Source organism: Microbacterium sp. Z11_20 (assembly GCF_057197605.1).
Genome location: NZ_JBXVOQ010000004.1, coordinates 287,664 through 305,806, shown reverse-complemented (window position 1 = coordinate 305,806; position 18,143 = coordinate 287,664). Strand labels below are relative to the sequence as shown.

At 69.8% G+C, this 18,143-nt stretch carries 18 protein-coding genes; 10 read left to right on the top strand and 8 right to left on the bottom strand.

The window, feature by feature from the left end:
• Positions 1–35: 35 nt before the first annotated feature.
• Both nucS and AC2DFQ_RS11875 read right to left on the bottom strand, forming a co-directional pair.
• A complete protein-coding gene (gene nucS / locus AC2DFQ_RS11880) occupies positions 36–731 on the bottom strand; it encodes an endonuclease NucS (RefSeq protein ID WP_484534038.1) in 696 nt (231 codons plus the stop codon).
• Between the two features lie 46 nt (positions 732–777).
• Positions 778–2,007 (bottom strand): MFS transporter, encoded by a 1,230-nt coding sequence (locus AC2DFQ_RS11875; protein ID WP_484534037.1) that lies wholly within the window; start codon positions 2,005–2,007, stop codon positions 778–780.
• A gap of 66 nt (positions 2,008–2,073) precedes the next feature.
• On the opposite strand from AC2DFQ_RS11875, the gene AC2DFQ_RS11870 reads away from it, so the two are divergent.
• The 7 genes from AC2DFQ_RS11870 (at position 2,074) to mnhG (ending at position 9,512) form a co-directional block, all read left to right on the top strand.
• Positions 2,074–3,129 carry a LacI family DNA-binding transcriptional regulator gene (locus AC2DFQ_RS11870; RefSeq protein WP_484534036.1) on the top strand — a complete coding sequence of 352 codons (1,056 nt, stop codon included), beginning with the start codon at positions 2,074–2,076 and terminating at the stop codon, positions 3,127–3,129.
• Positions 3,130–3,226: 97 nt separating this feature from the next.
• Positions 3,227–6,166, top strand: coding sequence for a Na+/H+ antiporter subunit A (locus AC2DFQ_RS11865; RefSeq protein ID WP_484534107.1), 2,940 nt, complete (start codon positions 3,227–3,229; stop codon positions 6,164–6,166).
• Entirely contained in the window at positions 6,163–6,708 is a 546-nt protein-coding gene (locus AC2DFQ_RS11860; RefSeq protein WP_484510709.1) for a Na(+)/H(+) antiporter subunit C, read from the top strand. The genes AC2DFQ_RS11865 and AC2DFQ_RS11860 overlap by 4 nt, the downstream gene beginning before the upstream one ends.
• Positions 6,705–8,261: a Na+/H+ antiporter subunit D gene (locus AC2DFQ_RS11855; RefSeq protein ID WP_484510710.1), complete on the top strand. Its 1,557-nt coding sequence runs from the start codon at positions 6,705–6,707 to the stop codon at positions 8,259–8,261. The genes AC2DFQ_RS11860 and AC2DFQ_RS11855 overlap by 4 nt, the downstream gene beginning before the upstream one ends.
• Positions 8,258–8,848: a Na+/H+ antiporter subunit E gene (locus AC2DFQ_RS11850; RefSeq protein WP_484510711.1), complete on the top strand. Its 591-nt coding sequence runs from the start codon at positions 8,258–8,260 to the stop codon at positions 8,846–8,848. The genes AC2DFQ_RS11855 and AC2DFQ_RS11850 overlap by 4 nt, the downstream gene beginning before the upstream one ends.
• On the top strand, positions 8,845–9,114 hold the full coding sequence (locus tag AC2DFQ_RS11845; RefSeq protein ID WP_484510712.1) for an MrpF/PhaF family protein: 270 nt from the start codon (positions 8,845–8,847) through the stop codon (positions 9,112–9,114). The genes AC2DFQ_RS11850 and AC2DFQ_RS11845 overlap by 4 nt, the downstream gene beginning before the upstream one ends.
• The gene (mnhG, locus tag AC2DFQ_RS11840) at positions 9,111–9,512 is read left to right on the top strand and encodes a monovalent cation/H(+) antiporter subunit G (protein WP_484510713.1); all 402 of its coding nucleotides are present in this window, start codon (positions 9,111–9,113) and stop codon (positions 9,510–9,512) included. The genes AC2DFQ_RS11845 and mnhG overlap by 4 nt, the downstream gene beginning before the upstream one ends.
• 141 nt (positions 9,513–9,653) lie before the next feature.
• Here the strand turns inward: mnhG and argG are convergent, their stop codons facing one another.
• Together argG and AC2DFQ_RS11830 are read right to left on the bottom strand one after the other, a co-directional pair.
• The gene (argG, locus tag AC2DFQ_RS11835) at positions 9,654–11,096 is read right to left on the bottom strand and encodes an argininosuccinate synthase (protein WP_484534035.1); all 1,443 of its coding nucleotides are present in this window, start codon (positions 11,094–11,096) and stop codon (positions 9,654–9,656) included.
• A gap of 40 nt (positions 11,097–11,136) precedes the next feature.
• Positions 11,137–11,844 carry a Pr6Pr family membrane protein gene (locus tag AC2DFQ_RS11830; RefSeq protein ID WP_484534034.1) on the bottom strand — a complete coding sequence of 236 codons (708 nt, stop codon included), beginning with the start codon at positions 11,842–11,844 and terminating at the stop codon, positions 11,137–11,139.
• Positions 11,845–11,950: 106 nt separating this feature from the next.
• Between AC2DFQ_RS11830 and AC2DFQ_RS11825 the strand changes: the two genes are divergently transcribed.
• Both AC2DFQ_RS11825 and AC2DFQ_RS11820 read left to right on the top strand, forming a co-directional pair.
• Positions 11,951–13,237: an adenylosuccinate synthase gene (locus AC2DFQ_RS11825; RefSeq protein WP_484534033.1), complete on the top strand. Its 1,287-nt coding sequence runs from the start codon at positions 11,951–11,953 to the stop codon at positions 13,235–13,237.
• The gene (locus AC2DFQ_RS11820; protein ID WP_484534032.1) at positions 13,237–14,430 is read left to right on the top strand and encodes a lactonase family protein; all 1,194 of its coding nucleotides are present in this window, start codon (positions 13,237–13,239) and stop codon (positions 14,428–14,430) included. The genes AC2DFQ_RS11825 and AC2DFQ_RS11820 overlap by 1 nt, the downstream gene beginning before the upstream one ends.
• A 22-nt stretch (positions 14,431–14,452) precedes the next feature.
• On the opposite strand, the gene AC2DFQ_RS11815 is transcribed toward AC2DFQ_RS11820, so the two are convergent.
• A complete protein-coding gene (locus tag AC2DFQ_RS11815) occupies positions 14,453–15,571 on the bottom strand; it encodes an AI-2E family transporter (protein ID WP_484534031.1) in 1,119 nt (372 codons plus the stop codon).
• A 128-nt stretch (positions 15,572–15,699) separates the two neighbouring features.
• Here AC2DFQ_RS11815 and AC2DFQ_RS11810 point away from each other — a divergent pair, with 128 nt between their 5' ends.
• A complete protein-coding gene (locus AC2DFQ_RS11810) occupies positions 15,700–16,011 on the top strand; it encodes a chorismate mutase (RefSeq protein ID WP_484510719.1) in 312 nt (103 codons plus the stop codon).
• A 125-nt stretch (positions 16,012–16,136) separates the two neighbouring features.
• Here AC2DFQ_RS11810 and AC2DFQ_RS11805 read toward each other — a convergent pair whose 3' ends face one another.
• Genes AC2DFQ_RS11805 through AC2DFQ_RS11795 form a run of 3 tightly spaced genes read right to left on the bottom strand, consistent with a single transcriptional unit; the run spans position 16,137 to position 18,138 of the window.
• Positions 16,137–16,835, bottom strand: a complete 699-nt coding sequence (locus tag AC2DFQ_RS11805; protein ID WP_484510720.1) for a hypothetical protein — start codon at positions 16,833–16,835, stop codon at positions 16,137–16,139.
• Positions 16,832–17,749 carry an ABC transporter ATP-binding protein gene (locus tag AC2DFQ_RS11800; RefSeq protein WP_484534030.1) on the bottom strand — a complete coding sequence of 306 codons (918 nt, stop codon included), beginning with the start codon at positions 17,747–17,749 and terminating at the stop codon, positions 16,832–16,834. The genes AC2DFQ_RS11805 and AC2DFQ_RS11800 overlap by 4 nt, the downstream gene beginning before the upstream one ends.
• Complete coding sequence (locus AC2DFQ_RS11795) at positions 17,749–18,138, bottom strand: GntR family transcriptional regulator (RefSeq protein ID WP_484510722.1); 390 nt, start codon at positions 18,136–18,138, stop codon at positions 17,749–17,751. Before AC2DFQ_RS11795 ends, AC2DFQ_RS11800 begins: the two co-directional genes overlap by 1 nt.
• Between the last annotated feature and the right edge of the window lie 5 nt (positions 18,139–18,143).

Sequence of the window (18,143 nt, the reverse complement as noted above, 5' to 3'; positions counted from 1 at the left end):
TTGGGTACGGCGGTGGCCGGGTACGGCAGCGGGGTTCAGAACAGGCGCGGGGCGCCGGAGTCGGTGCCCTTCATCTCGTCGTAGTCCAGGGTGAGGCAGCGGATGCCCCGGTCCGTGGCCAGCACGCGTGCCTGCGGCTTGATCTCCTGCGCCGCGAACACTCCGGTCACGGGGGCCAGATGCGGGTCGCGGCCCAAGAGCTCGAGGTAGCGGGTCAGCTGCTCGACGCCGTCGATGTCGCCGCGGCGCTTGATCTCCACCGCGATCGTGCCGCCCTCGGGGTTGCGCAGGAGCAGGTCCACGGGGCCGATCGCGGTCGGGTATTCCCGCCGGACGAGGGTCAGGCCGTCGCCCACGAGCGCCACCTGTTCGGCCAGCAGGCGCTGCAGGTCGGCTTCGACGCCGTCCTTGATCAATCCGGGATCGACGCCCAGGTCGTGCGAGGTGTCGTGGACGATCTCATGGATGCGGACGACCAGCGCGTCGCCCGACTTGGCATGCGTGACGCGCCAGCGCTCGATGACGCCGTCCTCGAGGTCTGCCTCATCCGGGGCCTCGCTGACGAGGGCGCACGGCGGGCTCATCCAGTTGAGCGGCTTGTAGGAGCCGCCGTCGGAGTGGACGAGCAGGCTGCCGTCGCCCTTGTGGACGAGGAGGCGCGTGGCCAAGGGCAGGTGCGCGTTGAGGCGGCCGGTGTAGTGCACCGAGCAGCGGGCGATGACGAGACGCACCCGACGAGCCTAGTCGGCGCCGGCCGCCACCCGGCCCGCGGCGGCCTCACGCGCCGTCGCGCACCGCGGGGTTCCCCGCGGGGACGATCGGGCGCGCCGCGCCGGAGAACAGGCCCGAGAGGACGATGAGTCCGACGATGACGAGGAGCGTGTTGAGCAGCCCCACGTTCTCGCCGATGAACCCGAGGATCGGGGGCCCGCAGAGGAACGCGACGTAGCCGATGGTCGCGGCGGCGCTCACCCGCGCGGCCGCCTTCGCAGGGTCGTCGGCGGCTGCGGACATGCCGAGCGGGAAGCCGAGGGACGCGCCCGTCCCCCACAGGGCCGCCCCCACGAAGACGAGCGGGAGGTTCGGGGCGAAGATGAACAGCAGGAGGCCCGCGGCCGCGGTGAAGGCGAGGGATCGCAGCACGGCGACCCGTCCGAAGCGATCGACGAGAGGGCCGCCGAGGACGCGCCCGACCGTCATCGCCACGGAGAAGACGGTGAGCGCCGCCGCGCCGAACGCGTCGTCGGCGCCGTGATCCTCGACGACCGCGAGGGGCAGCCAGTCGTTCGCTCCGCCCTCGGCGAAGGCCATGCCGAGCATGATGACCCCGAGAGAGTACGTGCGCGGCTCCCGCCACGCGCTCAGGGCATGGTGCATCCGCTCGCGCCACGCGGGCCGCGGGGCCTCGGCGTCGTCATCGCCCGCGCGTGATGGGACGTTCGCGACGCTCACGATGGCCAGGAGCACGATCACTCCCGCGATCACTCCCGCGTGCACGAAGAGGGCGACATCCGCCCAGGCGGCGAGCACCCCGAGCCCCGCGCCGATCACGGTGCCGAAGCTGAAGAACGCGTGGAACAGCGGCAGGAGTGTCCGTGCGCTGTACTTCTCGATGGCCGCGCCCTCGACGTTCATCATCACGTCGACCGCGCCGTTGCCGCTTCCGAAGAGCACGAGACCGAGCAGGACGAGCGCGTACGAGTGGAAGGCGTCGGAGCCGGCGCCCACCAGCGCCACGCCGACGGCGACGACCAGGAGCGCCCCGAGCATTCCTCTTCGCGCTCCCACACGCGCCAGCACGACGGGGGCGAGGGACAGTCCGAGGATCGAGGCGATCCCCGCGCCCAGGAGCAGCATGCCGATCTGGATGTTGTCGATCTCGAGTGACGACTTGATGGCGGGCACGCGCGAGGCCCACGTCGCGATGCTCAGACCGCTCGCGAGGAAGACGGCGAAGATCGCGGCACGCCAGCGCGCGAGCTGCTTCCGGGAGAGGTCGACGTCCATGCCCACCACAGTACAGAATCGACGCCGAATCGATTCGATGCCTGCCCGGGGTACGATCAGGGCGACATGAGCGCGCACCGAGCAACCATCTCCGACGTCGCCCGCGAGGCGGGCGTGTCACCGTCGACCGCGTCGGTCGTCTTCAGCGGTCGGACGCCGGTGTCGGATGCCACCCGGCAAAGAGTCCTCGACGCGGCCGCCCACCTCGGCTACACCGGTCCCGACCCGCGGGCGGCCTCGCTCCGGCGCGGGCGCTCGGGCATCGTAGGCGTGGTCATCGAGGAGCGGCTGGGGTCGGTGTTCTCCGATCCGGTCATGCGGTTGCAGATGGATGGACTCACCGAAGGGGTCACCCGCGTGGGCGCCGGGGTGCTGCTCCTGCGCGATCGCGGTGACGCGGGGGCGGAGCCGTCCCTGCTCACCACGCCGCTGGATGCCGCGGTCTTCATCGGCTGCAATGCGCGGATGCGCGAGTCGCTGCACGTGCTGCGCGCCCGCAACGTGCCCGTGGTGGTGATCGAGGGCGACGGCGGAGCCGGCGTGCCCCAGATCCGCCTGGACAACCGGGAGGCGCAGCGCCAACTCGCCAGCCACCTCGCGGGGCTCGGCCACCGCGACGTCACCATCGTCACCCTGCCCACCACGGCCGCCCGCCGCGCCGGGTGGCTGGATGCCGCCGCCGAGGCCGACATCCGCGTCGAGGTCGCCGCCGATCGCCTCGCCGGAGCTCGCGACGTGTACCCGGATGCGCCGGCCTATGCCGCCGGTGCCAGTCTGATCGACGAGGGCTTGGCGGCCGGTCGCGTGATCTTCGCCGAGCGTGCGTCCCGGCCCACCGCCGTCCTCGCGCAGAGCGACCTCCTGGCCGCGGGCATCGTGCGGGCCGCGGAGGAGGCGGGCCTGCGGGTGCCGGACGACGTGTCGGTGACGGGCTTCGACGGAGTGGTGGTCGATGGCCTCGCGCCGTACGAGCTGACGACCGCCGTGCAGCCCGCGGCGGAGAAGGGCCGGGCCGCCGGCGATGCGGTCGCGGCCATGCTGGACGGGGCGCCGGCGGCATCGTTGCTCTTCACGTGCGCCTTCCGTGAGGGGAACACCACGGGTCCCGTCTCCCCGCGCTGATTCGGCAGGCGACGCGGCGGCCGAGCCGCCGCGTAGGATGGAGGAGACACCCCGAGAGCCCCGGGCGCTCCCGCCCGTCGACCCCGAGGAGGGCGCGATGCTGCTGCTCCTCGGTGCGTTCTGCCTCATCCCCCTCCTTCTGCCGTGGCTGGTGTCGCGCATCGGGGAGCGCGCCTTCTATTTCGCGGCGCTCCTTCCGATCGCGGCTTTCGTGCACGCGGCCCTCGCCACACCCGCGATTCTCGACGGGGACATTCCTTTCGAGACATACGACTGGATCCCCGCGCTCGGGATCGAGATCTCGATGCGGATGGACACCCTCAGCTGGGTGCTCACTCTGATCGTGACGGGGGTCGGCGCCCTCGTGATGCTGTACTGCCGCTGGTACTTCCGCGGCAAGACCGCGGGCGTCGGGCAGTTCTCCGCGGTGCTCCTGGCCTTCGCCGGGGCGATGTACGGCCTCGTCCTGACCGACGACATCGTCCTGCTGGTGATGTTCTGGGAGGTCACGAGCATCCTCTCGTACCTGCTGATCGGGTACTACCACACCCGCGGTGCGAGCCGCCGTGCCGCCCTGCAGGCGCTGTTGGTCACCACCATCGGCGGCCTCGTGATGCTGATCGGGGTGGTGCTCCTCGTCGTCGAGACCGGCACCACGAGCCTTTCCGAGATCCTGGAGATCGCCCCCACGGGCGCCGTGGTCGACGCATCCCTCGTGCTGCTCCTGGTCGGCGCGTTGAGCAAGTCGGCGATCTTCCCGTTCCACTTCTGGCTGCCGGGAGCCATGGCGGCGCCCACGCCGGTCAGCGCGTACCTGCACGCCGCCGCCATGGTGAAGGCGGGGATCTACCTGATCGCCCGCCTGGCGCCGGTGTTCGCGTTCGCCGCACCGTGGCGGCCGATCGTCATCTCCCTCGGTGTGTTCACGATGCTCCTCGGCGGCCTCCAGGCGCTGCGGGAGAGCGACCTGAAGCGCGTCCTGGCCTTCGGCACTGTCAGCCAGCTGGGATTCCTGACCGTCGTGCTGGGCTACGGCACGCAGGAGGCCGCGCTGGCCGGCCTGGCGCTGCTCATCGCCCACGCCCTGTTCAAGTCGTCGCTGTTCCTGGTCGTCGGCGTCATCGACCGTCAGCTCTCCACGCGCGACATCGGCGAGCTCAGCGGAGTAGGGCGCCAGGCGCCCGTGCTCGCGGTGTTCTCGACGATCGCGGTGGCCTGTATGGCCGGCATCATCCCCACGATCGGCTTCGTGGCGAAGGAGGGGGCGCTCACCGCGCTTCTGGAGGAGGCGACGCTCGGCGACGCGTGGGGCCTCGTGGCCCTCCTGGGCGTCTCGCTCGGCTCCATCCTCACCGCCGCGTACGGCCTGCGCTTTCTGTGGGGCGCCTTCGCCACCAAGCGCGATGCCGACGGCGCGCGCCGGGAGAGAACGGAATGGCCCGACCCGCCGCTCGGCTTCCTCGCGGCTCCGGTCGTCCTCTCCGGGCTCACCGTGGTCGCCGGCATCGCGACGCCGTGGGTGGACGCGGTGCTGCAGCCCTACGCCCAGGCCGCGCCGGCGGCGAGCCCCGGTCTCCCCGCCCCGGAGGGCGCGCCGCACCTTGCCCTGTGGCACGGCTTCGAGCCGGCGCTGTGGATCTCGCTCGGAACGATCGCGCTGGGTGTCGTCGTGTTCGCCGTGACCGCGCGCCCGCGCCGCTTCGCAACGATGCGCCTGATGCCGTTCACCGCCACCGACGTCTACAACGTCACCCTGCGGGCGATCGCTCGCCTGGCCGTGTTCACCACGTCACTCACCCAACGCGGGTCGCTTCCCGTCTACGTCGGAACCATCTTCATCGTCTTCGTCGCCGCGGAGGCGACCGCCCTGCTGTCGTCCCCGACGTGGCGCGCCGACCTGGACGCCTGGCAGACGCCGGTGCAGCTGGCGGTGGCACCGGTGATGATCGCTGCCGGCCTCCTCGCCGTGAACGCCCGCAAGCGTTACACCGGCGTGGTCCTGGTCTCGGTCACGGGCCTCGGAATGGTCGTGCTCTTCGCCACGAGCGGCGCCCCCGACCTCGCCCTGACGCAGGTGCTCGTGGAGACGGTCACCCTCGTCGCATTCGCCCTGGTGCTCCGCCGCATCCCGGCGCGGATGGGGGAGCATAACGCCTCGGTGTGGCCGGTGGCGCGGGCCGTCCTCGCCATCGCCGTGGGGGCGACCATGGCGCTCGTCGCCATCGTGGCGACCGCCGCCCGCACCGAGCGGCCGATCTCCGACCTCTGGCCGATCCTGGCCTACGAGATCGGTCATGGGCAGAACGTCGTCAACGTCGCGCTCGTCGACATCCGCGGCTGGGACACGATGGGGGAGCTCTCCGTCCTCATCCTCGCCGCCACGGGCGTGGCCTCTCTCGTGTTCGTCACCCACCGTGCCGACACCCTCTCGGAATTCACCTCACCGTTGCCGAGCATGCGCGCGCGCGGACGCGCGCCGCTCGTGGAGACCGAGGAGGGCCCTCGTCCGTGGACGCCCGACACCAGCCACCGCCCGCAGGCGTGGCTGGTGGGTGGGCAGAAGGTGCGGCCGGAGAACCGTTCGCTCGTGCTCGAGGTGATCATCCGGGTGCTCTTCCACTCGATCATCATCGTGTCGCTGTACCTGCTGTTCGCTGGTCACAACCTCCCTGGCGGCGGCTTCGCCGGGGGCCTGGTGGCGGGCATGGCGCTGGTCATGCGGTACGTGGCCGGTGGCCGGTACGAGCTCGGCGTGGCCGCCCCCGCCGACGCCGGGCGCATCCTGGGCGCCGGGATGAGCCTTGCCGTGGCGTGCGCCGTCATCCCCCTGTTCTTCGGCCAGGCGCCGTTGACGAGCGCCGTCATCGAGGCGGATGTGCCGGTGATCGGTCACATCGAGTTCGTCACGTCGACCATCTTCGACGTCGGGGTGTACCTCGTCGTCATCGGGCTCGTGCTCGACGTCCTGCGGAGCCTCGGCGCCGAGGTCGACCGCCAGACCCAGGAGATGCGCGCCCGGGGGGTGCTGGCCGGATGACCACGTCCCTCGTCCTCATCATCATCATGGCCGTGCTCTTCGCGTGCGGCGTCTACGCGATGCTCGAACGCAGTCTCACGCGGGTGCTCATCGGGTTCCTCCTGCTGGGTAACGCCGCGAACCTCCTGCTGCTGATCGTGATGGGCGACCCGGGACTCGCTGCCTTCTCCGGAGTGTCGGACGATCCGAACGCGGTCTCCGATCCCCTGCCGCAGGCGCTGACGCTGACCGCCATCGTCATCACCTTCGCCGTCTCGGCGTTCCTGCTCGCCCTCATCTACCGCTCGTGGCAGCTCGGCCAGGCAGACACCGTGCAGGACGACGAAGAGGATGTCGCGATCCGCGTGCGCCCCAGCGAGGAAGACGCCATGGACGTCGAGGTCGAGGACGAGGACGACGACGCCACGACCGACTTCGTGGGGATGGCCAGCGCCCCCATCCGCCTCCTGCACAGCGACGACGTCGCCGCCATCCGCGACGACGCGCCGGCCGACCGCCCCTATCGCCGCAGACGACACGACGAGGGCGAGGACGATCGATGAGCGCGCTCGTTCCCCTGCTGGTGACGCTCCCGCTCCTGGGCGCCGGAATGGCCCTGATCGCGGGGCGCCACCGCAAGACCCAGGTGGCCGTCTCGGTGACCACGCTCACGGCGACCCTGCTCATCGCGATGGTGCTGCTGGTGGTGGTGCATTCCTCCGACCAGCCGCTCGTGGTCTCGGTCGGCGGGTGGCCGATCCCCTTCGGCATCGTGCTGTACGTCGACCGCCTCGCCGCGCTCCTCGTGGTCGTCTCGAGCCTCGTCCTGCTGGCGGTTCTGCTCTTCTCGGTGGGCCAGGGCGCCGAGGACGGCGACGACGACACGCCCGTGTCGATCTTCCACCCGTCGTACCTGATCCTGTCCTCAGGCATCTTCACCGCGTTCATCGCCGGCGACCTGTTCAATCTCTACGTCGGGTTCGAGATCCTGCTGGTGGCCTCGTACGTGCTGATCACCCTCGGTAGCACCGAATCCCGTATCCGCACGGGCGTGGTCTACATCGTCGTGTCGCTGGTGTCATCCATCCTGTTCCTCGCCTCGATCGCCGTGATCTACGGGGCGCTCGGCACCGTGAACATGGCGCAGCTGTCGGAGCGGATGAGCGACCTGCCGCAGGAGACGCAGCTTGTGCTGCACCTCATGCTGCTGCTGGCCTTCGGAATCAAGGCGGCCGTGTTCCCGCTGTCGTTCTGGCTCCCCGACTCCTACCCCACGGCGCCGGCGCCGGTCACTGCGGTGTTCGCCGGCCTCCTGACGAAGGTGGGCGTGTACGCGCTCATCCGCACCGAGACGCAGATCTTCCGCGACAGCGACGTGAACACGCTGCTTCTCATCGTGGCGCTGGCGACCATGATCGTCGGGGTGCTCGGCGCCCTCGCGCAAGCCGAGCTCAAGCGCATCCTGTCGTTCACCCTCGTCAGCCACATCGGCTACATGGTGTTCGGGCTCGCGATCGCCACCCCCCTCGCCATCGGCGCGACCATCTACTACACCGTCCACCACATCGTGGTGCAGACGACCCTGTTCCTGGCGATCGGGCTGATCGAGCGCCGTGCCGGCAGTACCTCCATCCTGCGCGTGCGGGGCCTGATGCGCGCCACGCCGGTGATCGCGGTGCTGTACTTCATCCCCGCCATCAACCTGGGTGGCCTGCCGCCCTTCTCCGGCTTCATCGGCAAGTACGGCCTGTTCGACGCCGCGGCGGAGGTCGGCACGCCGCTCATGATCGTGCTCATCGTCGGCGGAATCGTGACGTCTCTGCTCACCCTCTACGCACTGATGCGCGCGTGGAACCTCGCGTTCTGGCGCGAGGAGGAGGACTCCCCCGAGACCGAAGCGCGCATCGAGTACCTGGGCTCGGCTCCCGCGGCGGGCGTCCAGACCGAGCGCCGCGTCACGCCGCGCATCATGACCGCCGCGACGGCGGGCATGGTCGCCGTGACGGTCGCGCTCACCGTGTTCGCCGGTCCGCTGTACGACGTGTGCGCGCGGATCGGAGAGACGCTGCTGGAGCCGATCTCGGTGGTTCAGGTCGAGCAGGAGGTGCAGGGATGAAGCGGAAGGCCACGGATCTGCTGCACGCCGCGTGGCGGCAGCTGCCGTTCTTCGTCTGGCTGATCGCCCTGTGGATGCTGCTGTGGGGTCAGTTCACCGTGCTCGCGTTCCTCACGGGGCTCATCGCCGCCATCGCGGTGACCCGCGTCTTCCGCCTCCCCCCGGTGGAGCTGTCGGGCCGGGTGAACCTCTGGTACGGGATCGTGTTCGTCGTGGCGTTCCTCGTCGACGTGGTGCGCGGCTCCCTCATCGTCTCGGCTCAGGTCCTCGACTTCCGCCGTCAGCCGGGGGCGGCGATCATCGCGGTTCCGCTCCGTACCGATGACGACCTGATCATGACCCATGTCGGGGTGACCGCATCCCTCATCCCCGGTTCCCTCATCGTCGAAGCCGACCGCGTGCGCCGTGTCCTGTACCTCCACGTGATCGGCGTGCGTTCAGACGAAGACGTGGTCACGCAGCGCGCCCACGTGCTGAAGTTCGAGCGGCGTATCGTCCGGGCGGTCGGCTCGCGAGCGGAGCGGGAGCTCGTGGAGGCGCCGTCGCGGGACGTGGTGCGCGGACGGTCGAGAGGAGGGGCCGCATGAACGCGATGCTCATCGTGATCTTCGTCGTCTTCGCCGTGGCATCGGTTCTGACGCTGTGGCGCGTGGTCGTCGGGCCGTCGATCCTCGACCGGGCCGTGGCATCCGACGTGCTGCTGACGGAGGTGATGTGCGTGCTGGGGGCGGAGATGGCGATCAATCAGCACACCCGTTCGCTCCCGGTCATGCTCATCATCGCCGCCGTCGGTGTGTTCGGGTCGGTATCGGTGGCTCGCTTCGTCGCGAGGAAGGACGCCGTCGAACGATGATCCTGCTCGCCGCTCTCGGAAGCGAAACCCCCGCCACGCCTCTGGACGCGTGGCTGGACGGGATCGCGCTGGTTCTCATCCTCGTCGGCGCCCTGCTGTGCCTGGTCGCTGCCATCGGCGTCCTGCGCTTCCCCGACGTGCTGACGCGTCTGCACGCGGCGACGAAGCCGCAGGTGCTCGGGCTCGTCGTGATCTGCCTCGCAATCGCCCTGTCGCTGCGCTCGTGGCCGGCTGTGGCGTTCCTGGTGCCCATCGTGCTCTTCCAGCTGGCGACCGCGCCGCTGTCCGCGCACATGGTGGGACGCCAGGCGTATCGGAACGCGACGTTCGACCGCACCACCCTCTACGTCGACGAGCTGCGCGGCGAGCGGGAGACCCCGCCCGCCTCGGGCGGCTGATGCCGCGCTCTACTCTGCCCGCCCAGGACGCGCGCGGCGATCTGGCGTTCAAAACTCAGGAGATCCGTCGCCGAAAGGGGTGCTGACGCACCCGGCTACGGCGTGTCTCCTGAATTTTGAACGCGAGCGGGATGCTGCGGCTCAGTCGGTGCCGGAGTCGAACGCCGCGGCCTCGCCGGCGGCGTCGGTCGCGTCGGCCAGCGCCTCGTGCGCCGCGTCGGGACGCATGGCGGGCTCGGTGATCTCGTCGGCTTCGCCGGCGGTGACGCTGCCGACGAGGTCGCCCGTCGGGCCTCCGATCAGTCCCATGGCGGCGTACTGCTCGAGGCGCGTGCGGGAGTCGGCGATGTCGAGGTTGCGCATCGTCAGCTGACCGATGCGGTCGATCGGACCGAACGCGGCGTCGCCGACCCGCTCCATCGACAGCTTCTCCGGGCCGTAGGACAGGTGCGGCGCGGTGGTGTCGAGGATGGTGTAATCCTCGCCGCGGCGCAGGCGCACCGTCACCGACCCGGTGATGGTCGATCCGACCCAGGTCTGGATCGACTCGCGCAGCATGAGCGACTGCGGCTCGAGCCAGCGGCCCTCGTACATGAGACGGCCCAGACGACGGCCCTGCTCGTGGTAGGTCGCGAGGGTGTCTTCGTTGAGGATGCCGTTGACCAGCCGCTCGTAGGCGATGAACAGCAGCGCCATGCCCGGCGCCTCGTAGATGCCGCGCGACTTGGCCTCGATGATGCGGTTCTCGATCTGGTCGCTCATGCCCAGGCCATGGCGTCCGCCGATCGCGTTGGCCTCGCGGACCAGGGCGACGGGGTCGGGGAACTCCACCCCGTTGATCGCCACGGGGCGGCCGCGCTCGAACGTGACGGTGACGTCCTCGGGCGAGATCTGCACCTCGGGATCCCAGAACCGCACGCCCATGATGGGCTCGACGGTCTCCAGCGACACATCGAGGTGCTCGAGGGTCTTGGCCTCGTGCGTCGCGCCCCAGATGTTCGCGTCGGTCGAGTACGCCTTCTCGGCGCTGTCGCGGTAGGGGAAATCGTGGGCGATGAGCCACTCGCTCATTTCCTTTCGCCCACCGAGCTCGGTGACGAAGTCGGCATCCAGCCACGGCTTGTAGATGCGCAGCGCGGGGTTGGCGAGGAGGCCGTAGCGGTAGAACCGCTCGATGTCGTTGCCCTTGTAGGTGGACCCGTCGCCCCAGATGTCGACGCCGTCCTCCTTCATCGCGCGCACCAGCAGCGTGCCGGTGACCGCGCGGCCGAGCGGCGTGGTGTTGAAGTAGGTGCGGCCGCCCGAGCGGATGTGGAAGGCGCCGCAGGCCAGGGCGACGAAGCCCTCCTCGACCAGCGCCGTCTTGCAGTCGACCAGCCGCGACAGCTCCGCTCCGTACTCGAGCGCCCGGCCGGGGATGGAGGCGATGTCGTCCTCGTCGTATTGGCCGAGGTCGCCGGTGTAGGTGCAGGGCACGGCGCCCTTGTCGCGCATCCACGCGACGGCGACGGAGGTGTCGAGTCCTCCCGAGAAGGCGATGCCGACGCGCTCGCCGACGGGCAGGGTCTGGAGGACTTTGGACATGCTCCCAGTCTATTTGTGCGCTCGCCTCCCCCCGAGCCGGTCAGGGTGTGCGGATGCGGCGTTCCGCGAGACGCCATCGGAGCACCGCGACCAGCGCGAAGGCGACGAGGGCGATTCCCAGCGCGATGCCGACGATGTAGGCGATCACTCCCGCCCAGCCGCCGCTGCCGTACGGGTCGAGGAAGGGATACGGATACCAGTACGGCGTGCCGGCGGAGGGTGACGTGATCAGTGGCGCGCGAAGGAGCGTGTAGGCGATCCACGCGAGCGGGAAGATCAGCGCCGGAAAGGCGTCGCGCCACCGCAGGCGCCGGTGACCGGTGCCGACGACCAGGTCGGCGAGGAGGAACAGCGGCGCCCACACGTGCATCACTTCGTTCGCCCACAGCACCGAGTCGGACCCGATCGACACGGCCCGCAGCAGCACGTTGTACACCGCGGCCGTGATGAGCATGTACGTCGTGACGCACACGAAGGCCGCGGCGAGAGCGCGCGGCTCCGTCGCATCCCGCCGACCTCGCGGGAGACGCCACAGGGCCGACCACCCCAGCACGATGACGGTGGCGATGTTGGAGAGGATCGTGAAGAAGCTGAAGTAGTTGGCGGTCGTGGTGGCGACGTGGCGGCCGGCCTCTATCGCGCCGCCGATGGTGGAGAACCCCTGCGCGGTCACGGCCGCACCGACCACGACCGCGACGACGAGCCGGGCGACCGCCCACCCCGTCGCCACGCCGCGCCCGCGATCCATGGCCCACACCCTATCCGTGCACCCGTCGCGCGAGCGCGGCGCGAGGGGGTGGGTGGGGGCCTCGATAGGATGAGGCGTACCGCCCGAATCCACGCGAGGAGCGTCCATGCCCGCAATCGTGATCGTCGGAGTCCAGTGGGGGGACGAGGGCAAAGGCAAGGCCACCGATCTCCTGGGTGAACGTACCGACTGGGTCGTGAAGTTCAACGGCGGCAACAACGCCGGCCACACCGTCGTCATCGGCGACGAGAAGTACGCACTGCACCTGCTTCCCTCCGGCATCCTGTCGCCCGGGGTCGTCCCCGTGATCGGCAACGGCGTGGTGGTGGATCTGGAGGTGCTGTTCAACGAGCTCGAGGCGCTGAGTGCTCGCGGGGTGGACATCTCGCGCCTGCGGATCAGCGCGAATGCGCACGTCATCACGCAGTACCACCGCACCCTCGACAAGGTCACCGAGCGATTCCTCGGCAAGCGGCAGATCGGCACGACCGGTCGGGGCATCGGGCCCGCTTACGCCGACAAGATCAACCGCGTCGGCATCCGCATCCAGGACCTCTTCGACGAGAACATTCTGCGGCAGAAGGTCGAGGGGGCACTGGATCAGAAGAACCATCTGCTCTTGAAGGTCTACAACCGCCGCGCGATCGCGGTGGACGAGGTCGTCGAAGACCTCCTGTCCTACGTCGAGCGGATCCGTCCGATGGTCGCCGACACCTCGTTGCTGCTCAACGACGCACTGGATGCCGGCGACGTGGTCGTGTTCGAGGGCGGCCAGGCGACGATGCTCGATGTCGACCACGGCACCTACCCGTTCGTGACCTCCTCGTCGGCGACCGCGGGAGGCGCCGCGACGGGAGCCGGCGTCGGGCCCAACCGGCTGGACCGCATCGTCGGCATCGTCAAGGCGTACACGACGCGCGTCGGGTCGGGACCGTTCCCGACGGAGCTCTTCGACGAGTCGGGGGAGTGGCTGCGTTCCCGCGGCTTCGAGTTCGGCACGACCACCGGCCGCCCCCGCCGGGTGGGCTGGTACGACGCGCCCATCACCCGCTACGCGACCCGCATCAACGGGATCACCGACCTCGTGCTCACCAAGCTCGACATCCTCACGGGTCTGGACCGCATCCCGGTGTGCGTGGCATACGAGATCGACGGACAGCGCTTCGACGAGATGCCGGTCAACCAGACCGAGTTCCACCACGCGGCGCCCATCTACGAGTACTTCCCGGGCTGGAAGGCCGACATCTCGGCGGCGCGCACGTTCGAGGAGCTGCCGTTGGAGGCGCAGGACTACGTCCTCGCGCTGGAGGAGATGAGCGGGACGCGCATCTCGGTCATCGGTGTGGGTGCGGCGCGCGACGCGGTCATCGTCCGACACGACCTCGTCGACTGATGAGGTTCTGGGTCGGCGGGTATGGACCCGATCACAACGGCGCCCCCGCCGAAGGCATCGGGATGCTGGTGGCCGGCGAGGCCGACGCGGGTTCGGCCGGCGGGCCGCTGTCGTTCACCGGTACGGCAGTCGCTGCCCCGTCGCCGTCGTGGGTGACGGCGCATCCGACGCTCGATGTCGTCTACGCGGGCCTGGAGGGGGCCGGCAGCGTCCAGGCCTTCCAGCGGGTGGCCGACGATCGCCTGGTCCCCCTTGGCGATCCCGTCGCCGCCGGCAGTGCCGTCTGCCATGTCGCGGTCGCGCCGGGCGGTGACTTCCTCCTGGCCAGCTGCTGGGGTGACGGGCGCGTTGTCCGGGTTCCCCTGCACGCCGACGGCGCGCTGAGCACCCCGCGCCTCGCCCCGGCGGCCGCCGATCCGTATGGCCCGCACGCCGAAGCCGCCGCGGCGGAGGCGGCCGATCCCGGGCTCGCTGCCGCCGCCCGGGCCCTGCGGGCGGCCGCGGGCGAGGAGTACGCCGAGCTCCTCCGGGGGTACGACGACGAGGCGCCCCCACCGCCACCCGCGCCCGCGCCCGGCACGCCGGAGGACTCCGAGCGGGTGTCGCGCGCCCACGAGGCCCTCTTCCTCCCCGGCGGAGTCGTCGTGACGACCGACCTCGGGTTCGATCTGGTGCGCGTGTGGCACGCCGCCGGTGCGGGGCTCCGGCGCGGACAGCAGATCGTCCTGCCGCAGGGGAGCGGTCCGCGGCACATGGTGTGGCATCCGAGCGGACACCTGTACGTGCTGACCGAGTTCACCCACGAAGTCTTCGTCCTCGCGCCCGACGCGGAGGGGCACTGGCACCTCCTCGGCGGTGCCCCGGCCGCACCGGGTGCCCTCGACGGCGACACCGGAGCCGAGCTCGCCGCATCCCGCGACGGTCAGTTCCTCTACGCGGGCATCCGCGGGAGCGACACGATCGGCGTCCTTCGCGTGCGGGGTTCCGGTGAGGCGCTCGAGCCCATGGCGCTCGTCGAGGCCGGGGTGCGGCGCCCGCGTCACCACGTGATCGTGCGAGACACGCTGCTGGTCGCCGGGCAGGGCTCGAACGACATCGTCTCCCTGTCGCTCGACCTGCGCACCGGCGTTCCGGGTGCGCTCCGTCACCGCACGGAGGCCCCGGCGCCCACCTGCCTCCTGCCCGCAGGCTGACGCACCGGCATCCCGTCGCCGGTCAGAGCTTGGCGTCCTGGCGGGGGATGATGACCTGCTTGATGATCAGGAGCAGCGACGCGGTCACCGGGATCGCGACCAGCGCCCCGAGCAGACCCAGGAGAGTTCCGCCGACCAGGGCTCCGATGACGACGAGTGCGCCCGGGACGGAGATCGCGCGGTTCATGACCCGCGGGGTGAGGATGTAGGCCTCGATCTGCATGTAGACGAGGTAGACGACGGCGAACACGAGGGCGGCGAGGGGATTGGTGAACAGGGCGAGCACTCCGCCGACGGTCCAGAAAAGCACCGACCCGACGAGCGGAATGAGGGTGAGGCAGAACGCCACCACCGCCATGAGCGCCGGGAAGGGAAGCCCGAGGAAGAGGTAGAGGAGGAACGCGAGCGTCGCGTTGCACAGGGCCAGCACCACCATCCCCATGAGGTAGCCACCGATGGAGCCGGTGATCTCGTCCGTCATGTCGGCGACTCCGGTGCGACTCCGCGCGGGCACCAGACGCACGAACGAGGCCTTCATGGCCGGCAGGGAGGCGAGGAAGTACAGGCTCAGCACGAGCACGATGATCACCCCGGAGACGGCCGTGGCGATCGAGATCCCCACCTTGAGCACGCCACCGCCGATGCTCGCGATGGTGGCCGGGTCGGTGACGAACCTCTGCACGTCGTCGAGCAGGTCGCTGACGCTCCCGCCGAACGTGCTCTGCATCCATGCGTAGACGTCGCTCTTGCTGAAGTCGTCCACGAGCGAGGGCACGTTGTCGACGAACTGCCTGATCTGGCTGGCGACGGTCGGGATGATGAGCCACAGCACGCCGACGAGCACGACGGCGAAGGCGGCGAAGACGACGGCGATGGCCCATCCGCGGGCCAGCCCGCGGCGCCCCAGGAAGCGCACCACGGGGTCGAGCCCGAGAGCCACGAACAGCGCGAACACGACGTAGATGACGACCGTCGACAGCTGCGACAGGGCGAGCCCCAGCACCACCGCCAGGAGGCCGCCGAGGGTGAGGAAGAAGCCGGCGGCGAAGGGACTGGCGAGGTTCGCCGAGACGGGCTTGGCCACGCGCGAACCGGGGGGCGCGGCGGGCGGAGGGGAGGCGCCTTCGGTCCCGTCGGTCATGCGACACACTCTAGGACGGGCCTCCGCTCCCCGGCAGGGCCGGTCGGCAGGGTGCACGGCCGGTTGTCAGGGTGCACGACCGGGTCACGGCATCGCCAGCGGGTATGGTCGGACGCGGGAGGATGCCAATGACCGATTCGTTGCCGGCCACCGCCGATCCGCTGGAGGTGCTCGCGGGGCTCCGCGGGAGCATCGACAACATCGACGCCGCGCTGATCTTCCTGCTCGCCGAGCGCTTCCGCTGCACGAAGCAGGTTGGGGTGCTGAAGGCGCAGCACGGGATGCCGCCGTCCGATCCGGCGCGCGAAGAGCAGCAGATCGCGCGGCTCAGGCGCCTGGCGGCCGAGGCCGACCTCGACCCGGAGTTCGCCGAGAAGTGGTTCAACTTCGTCGTCGCCGAGGTCATCCGCCACCACGCCGCCGCCGCCGAGAACGCCTGACCCCGCCGCACCCGCCGCATCCTGCGCATGCTGCGCATCTGCGAGAAACGACGATCCGGGCGAGACACGACGCGGCGCGTTATGTCTCGCCCGGAATGTCGTTTCTCGACGGGGCGCGGATGCGGCTAGGGGACGAGCCGGCGGAACATCGGGAACGCGCTCGCCGCGAGGACGGCCGTGAGGACGAGGCCCCACATCGTCAGGCTGAGCGAACCCTGCGTGGCGAGCCAGCCGAAGACCTCCGCCCACGCCTGCGCCTGCCCGATGAGCCACAGGATGCCCAGGAGCACTACGCCGACCCCCACCAGCGCGATCGTGAGGCCCATCGGTCCGAACCGCTTGTAGATCGTGGCCGCCCAGAACCCGATGACGAAGAAGAACATCGCCAGGACGAAGAAGAACAGACCCGCAGCGAGAGCTCCCTGCTCCCAGATCCAGTCGAGGCGGAAGAAGTACCCATTCATGCCCCACCCGCCGGTGACCCCTTCGAGAAGGCCGCCGAGCACGAACACGATCGCCATGATGAGCGCGGTCAGTGCCGCCGTCAGCAGGGTGCCGAGGTAGAACTCGCGCCGCGTCACGCTCATCGCCTGCGAGAACGGGAAACTGAGCGTCAGGGAGTACACGCCGACGGCCAGGAAGTACCACAGCGGCGCCTGTGCGCCGCCCCCGTACATGTTGGCCTCCACCCCGGCGGAGGAGTACAGGATCGCGTAGATCGCGAGGGTGATCAACAGCGAACCGCCGAGGATGATCAGCGGGAGCCAGATGAACGTCTGGCGGTTGGCCAGCTGCATCCGGATGACGTTCAGTGTGCGGTTCATCGGAGGGCTCCTTCCTCGGTGGCGGATGCGGCGGCACCGGTGGATGCCTCCTTCTGCGTGACGCGGACGATGAGCTGCTGCAGCGAGACGGGTGTGGCATCCAGTCCCGCCGCAGCCAGCCGTTCGCGGTCGGTGGCAGTGAGGGCGCCGAGCACCGTCACCGAAGAGACTCGACCCAGCGCCTCACGGTGCAGGACCTCCCGTCCGGCGACGAAGGCGTCGACCGCGGCGGTGTCGCCGACGATGTTGGCGGCGCGATCGCGCACGGCATCCGTGTCGTCGTCCATGACGATGCGTCCGCGGTCGATCACGATCACCTTCTCGATGAGATTGGCGACCTCGTCGATGAGGTGGCTGGAAAGGACCACGGTGCGGGGGTGCTCGGTGTAATCCTCCAGCAGCCGGTCGTAGAAGATCTGTCGCGCGACGGCATCCAGCCCCAGGTACGGCTCGTCGAAGAAGGTCACTTCTGCCCGCGCAGCGAGTCCGATGATGACGCCCACGGCCGAGAGCTGCCCGCGGGACAGCTTCTTGATGCGCGTTTTCAACGGGAGCTGGAACTCGTCGATCAGCTGCTCGGCGAAGTCCTGGTCCCAGTTCGGGAAGAAGAGCCGGGCGGTGCGGAAGGCGTGGCGCGGCACCGCGTCGTCGGGGTACTTCTGACCCTCACGTACGAAGCACATGCGCGACAGCACGCGCGCATTCTCGTAGGGATGCTCCCCGAACACGCGTACGTCGCCGGAAGTGGCGAAGTTCTGCGCGGTCAGGATCGACATGACGGTGGTCTTCCCCGCGCCGTTGCGGCCGAGCAGGCCGTAGATCTTGTCCTTTTCGATGGAGAAGCTCACGTCGTTGACGGCGACGGTGTCGCGGTAGCGCTTGGTGAGGTTGTTCACCTCGATTACGGCGGTCATCAGGCCGTCCTTTCGGTAGGGGTGTCCTCGACCCGGTCGGCGCGGTCGCGGATGAGAGCGGTGAGGTCATCGGGTCCGAGCCCGAGTTTGCGGGCTTCGGCGAGCAGCGGCTCGACGAAGCGGTCGGCGAATGCGGTGCGGCGCTCCGCGAGGAGCAGCTCACGCGCGCCGGGAGCCACGAACATGCCGATGCCCCGTCGCTTGTAGAGCACGCCCTTGTCGACGAGCATGTTGACTCCTTTGCCGGCGGTGGCGGGATTGATCCGGTAGAAGGCCGCGAGCTCATTGGTCGACGGCGCCTGGCCCTCCTCGGGCAGGCTGCCGTCGATGATGGCGTCTTCGACGCTCTCCGCGATCTGCAGGAAGAGCGCTCTGCCTTCTTCGATCACGTGCC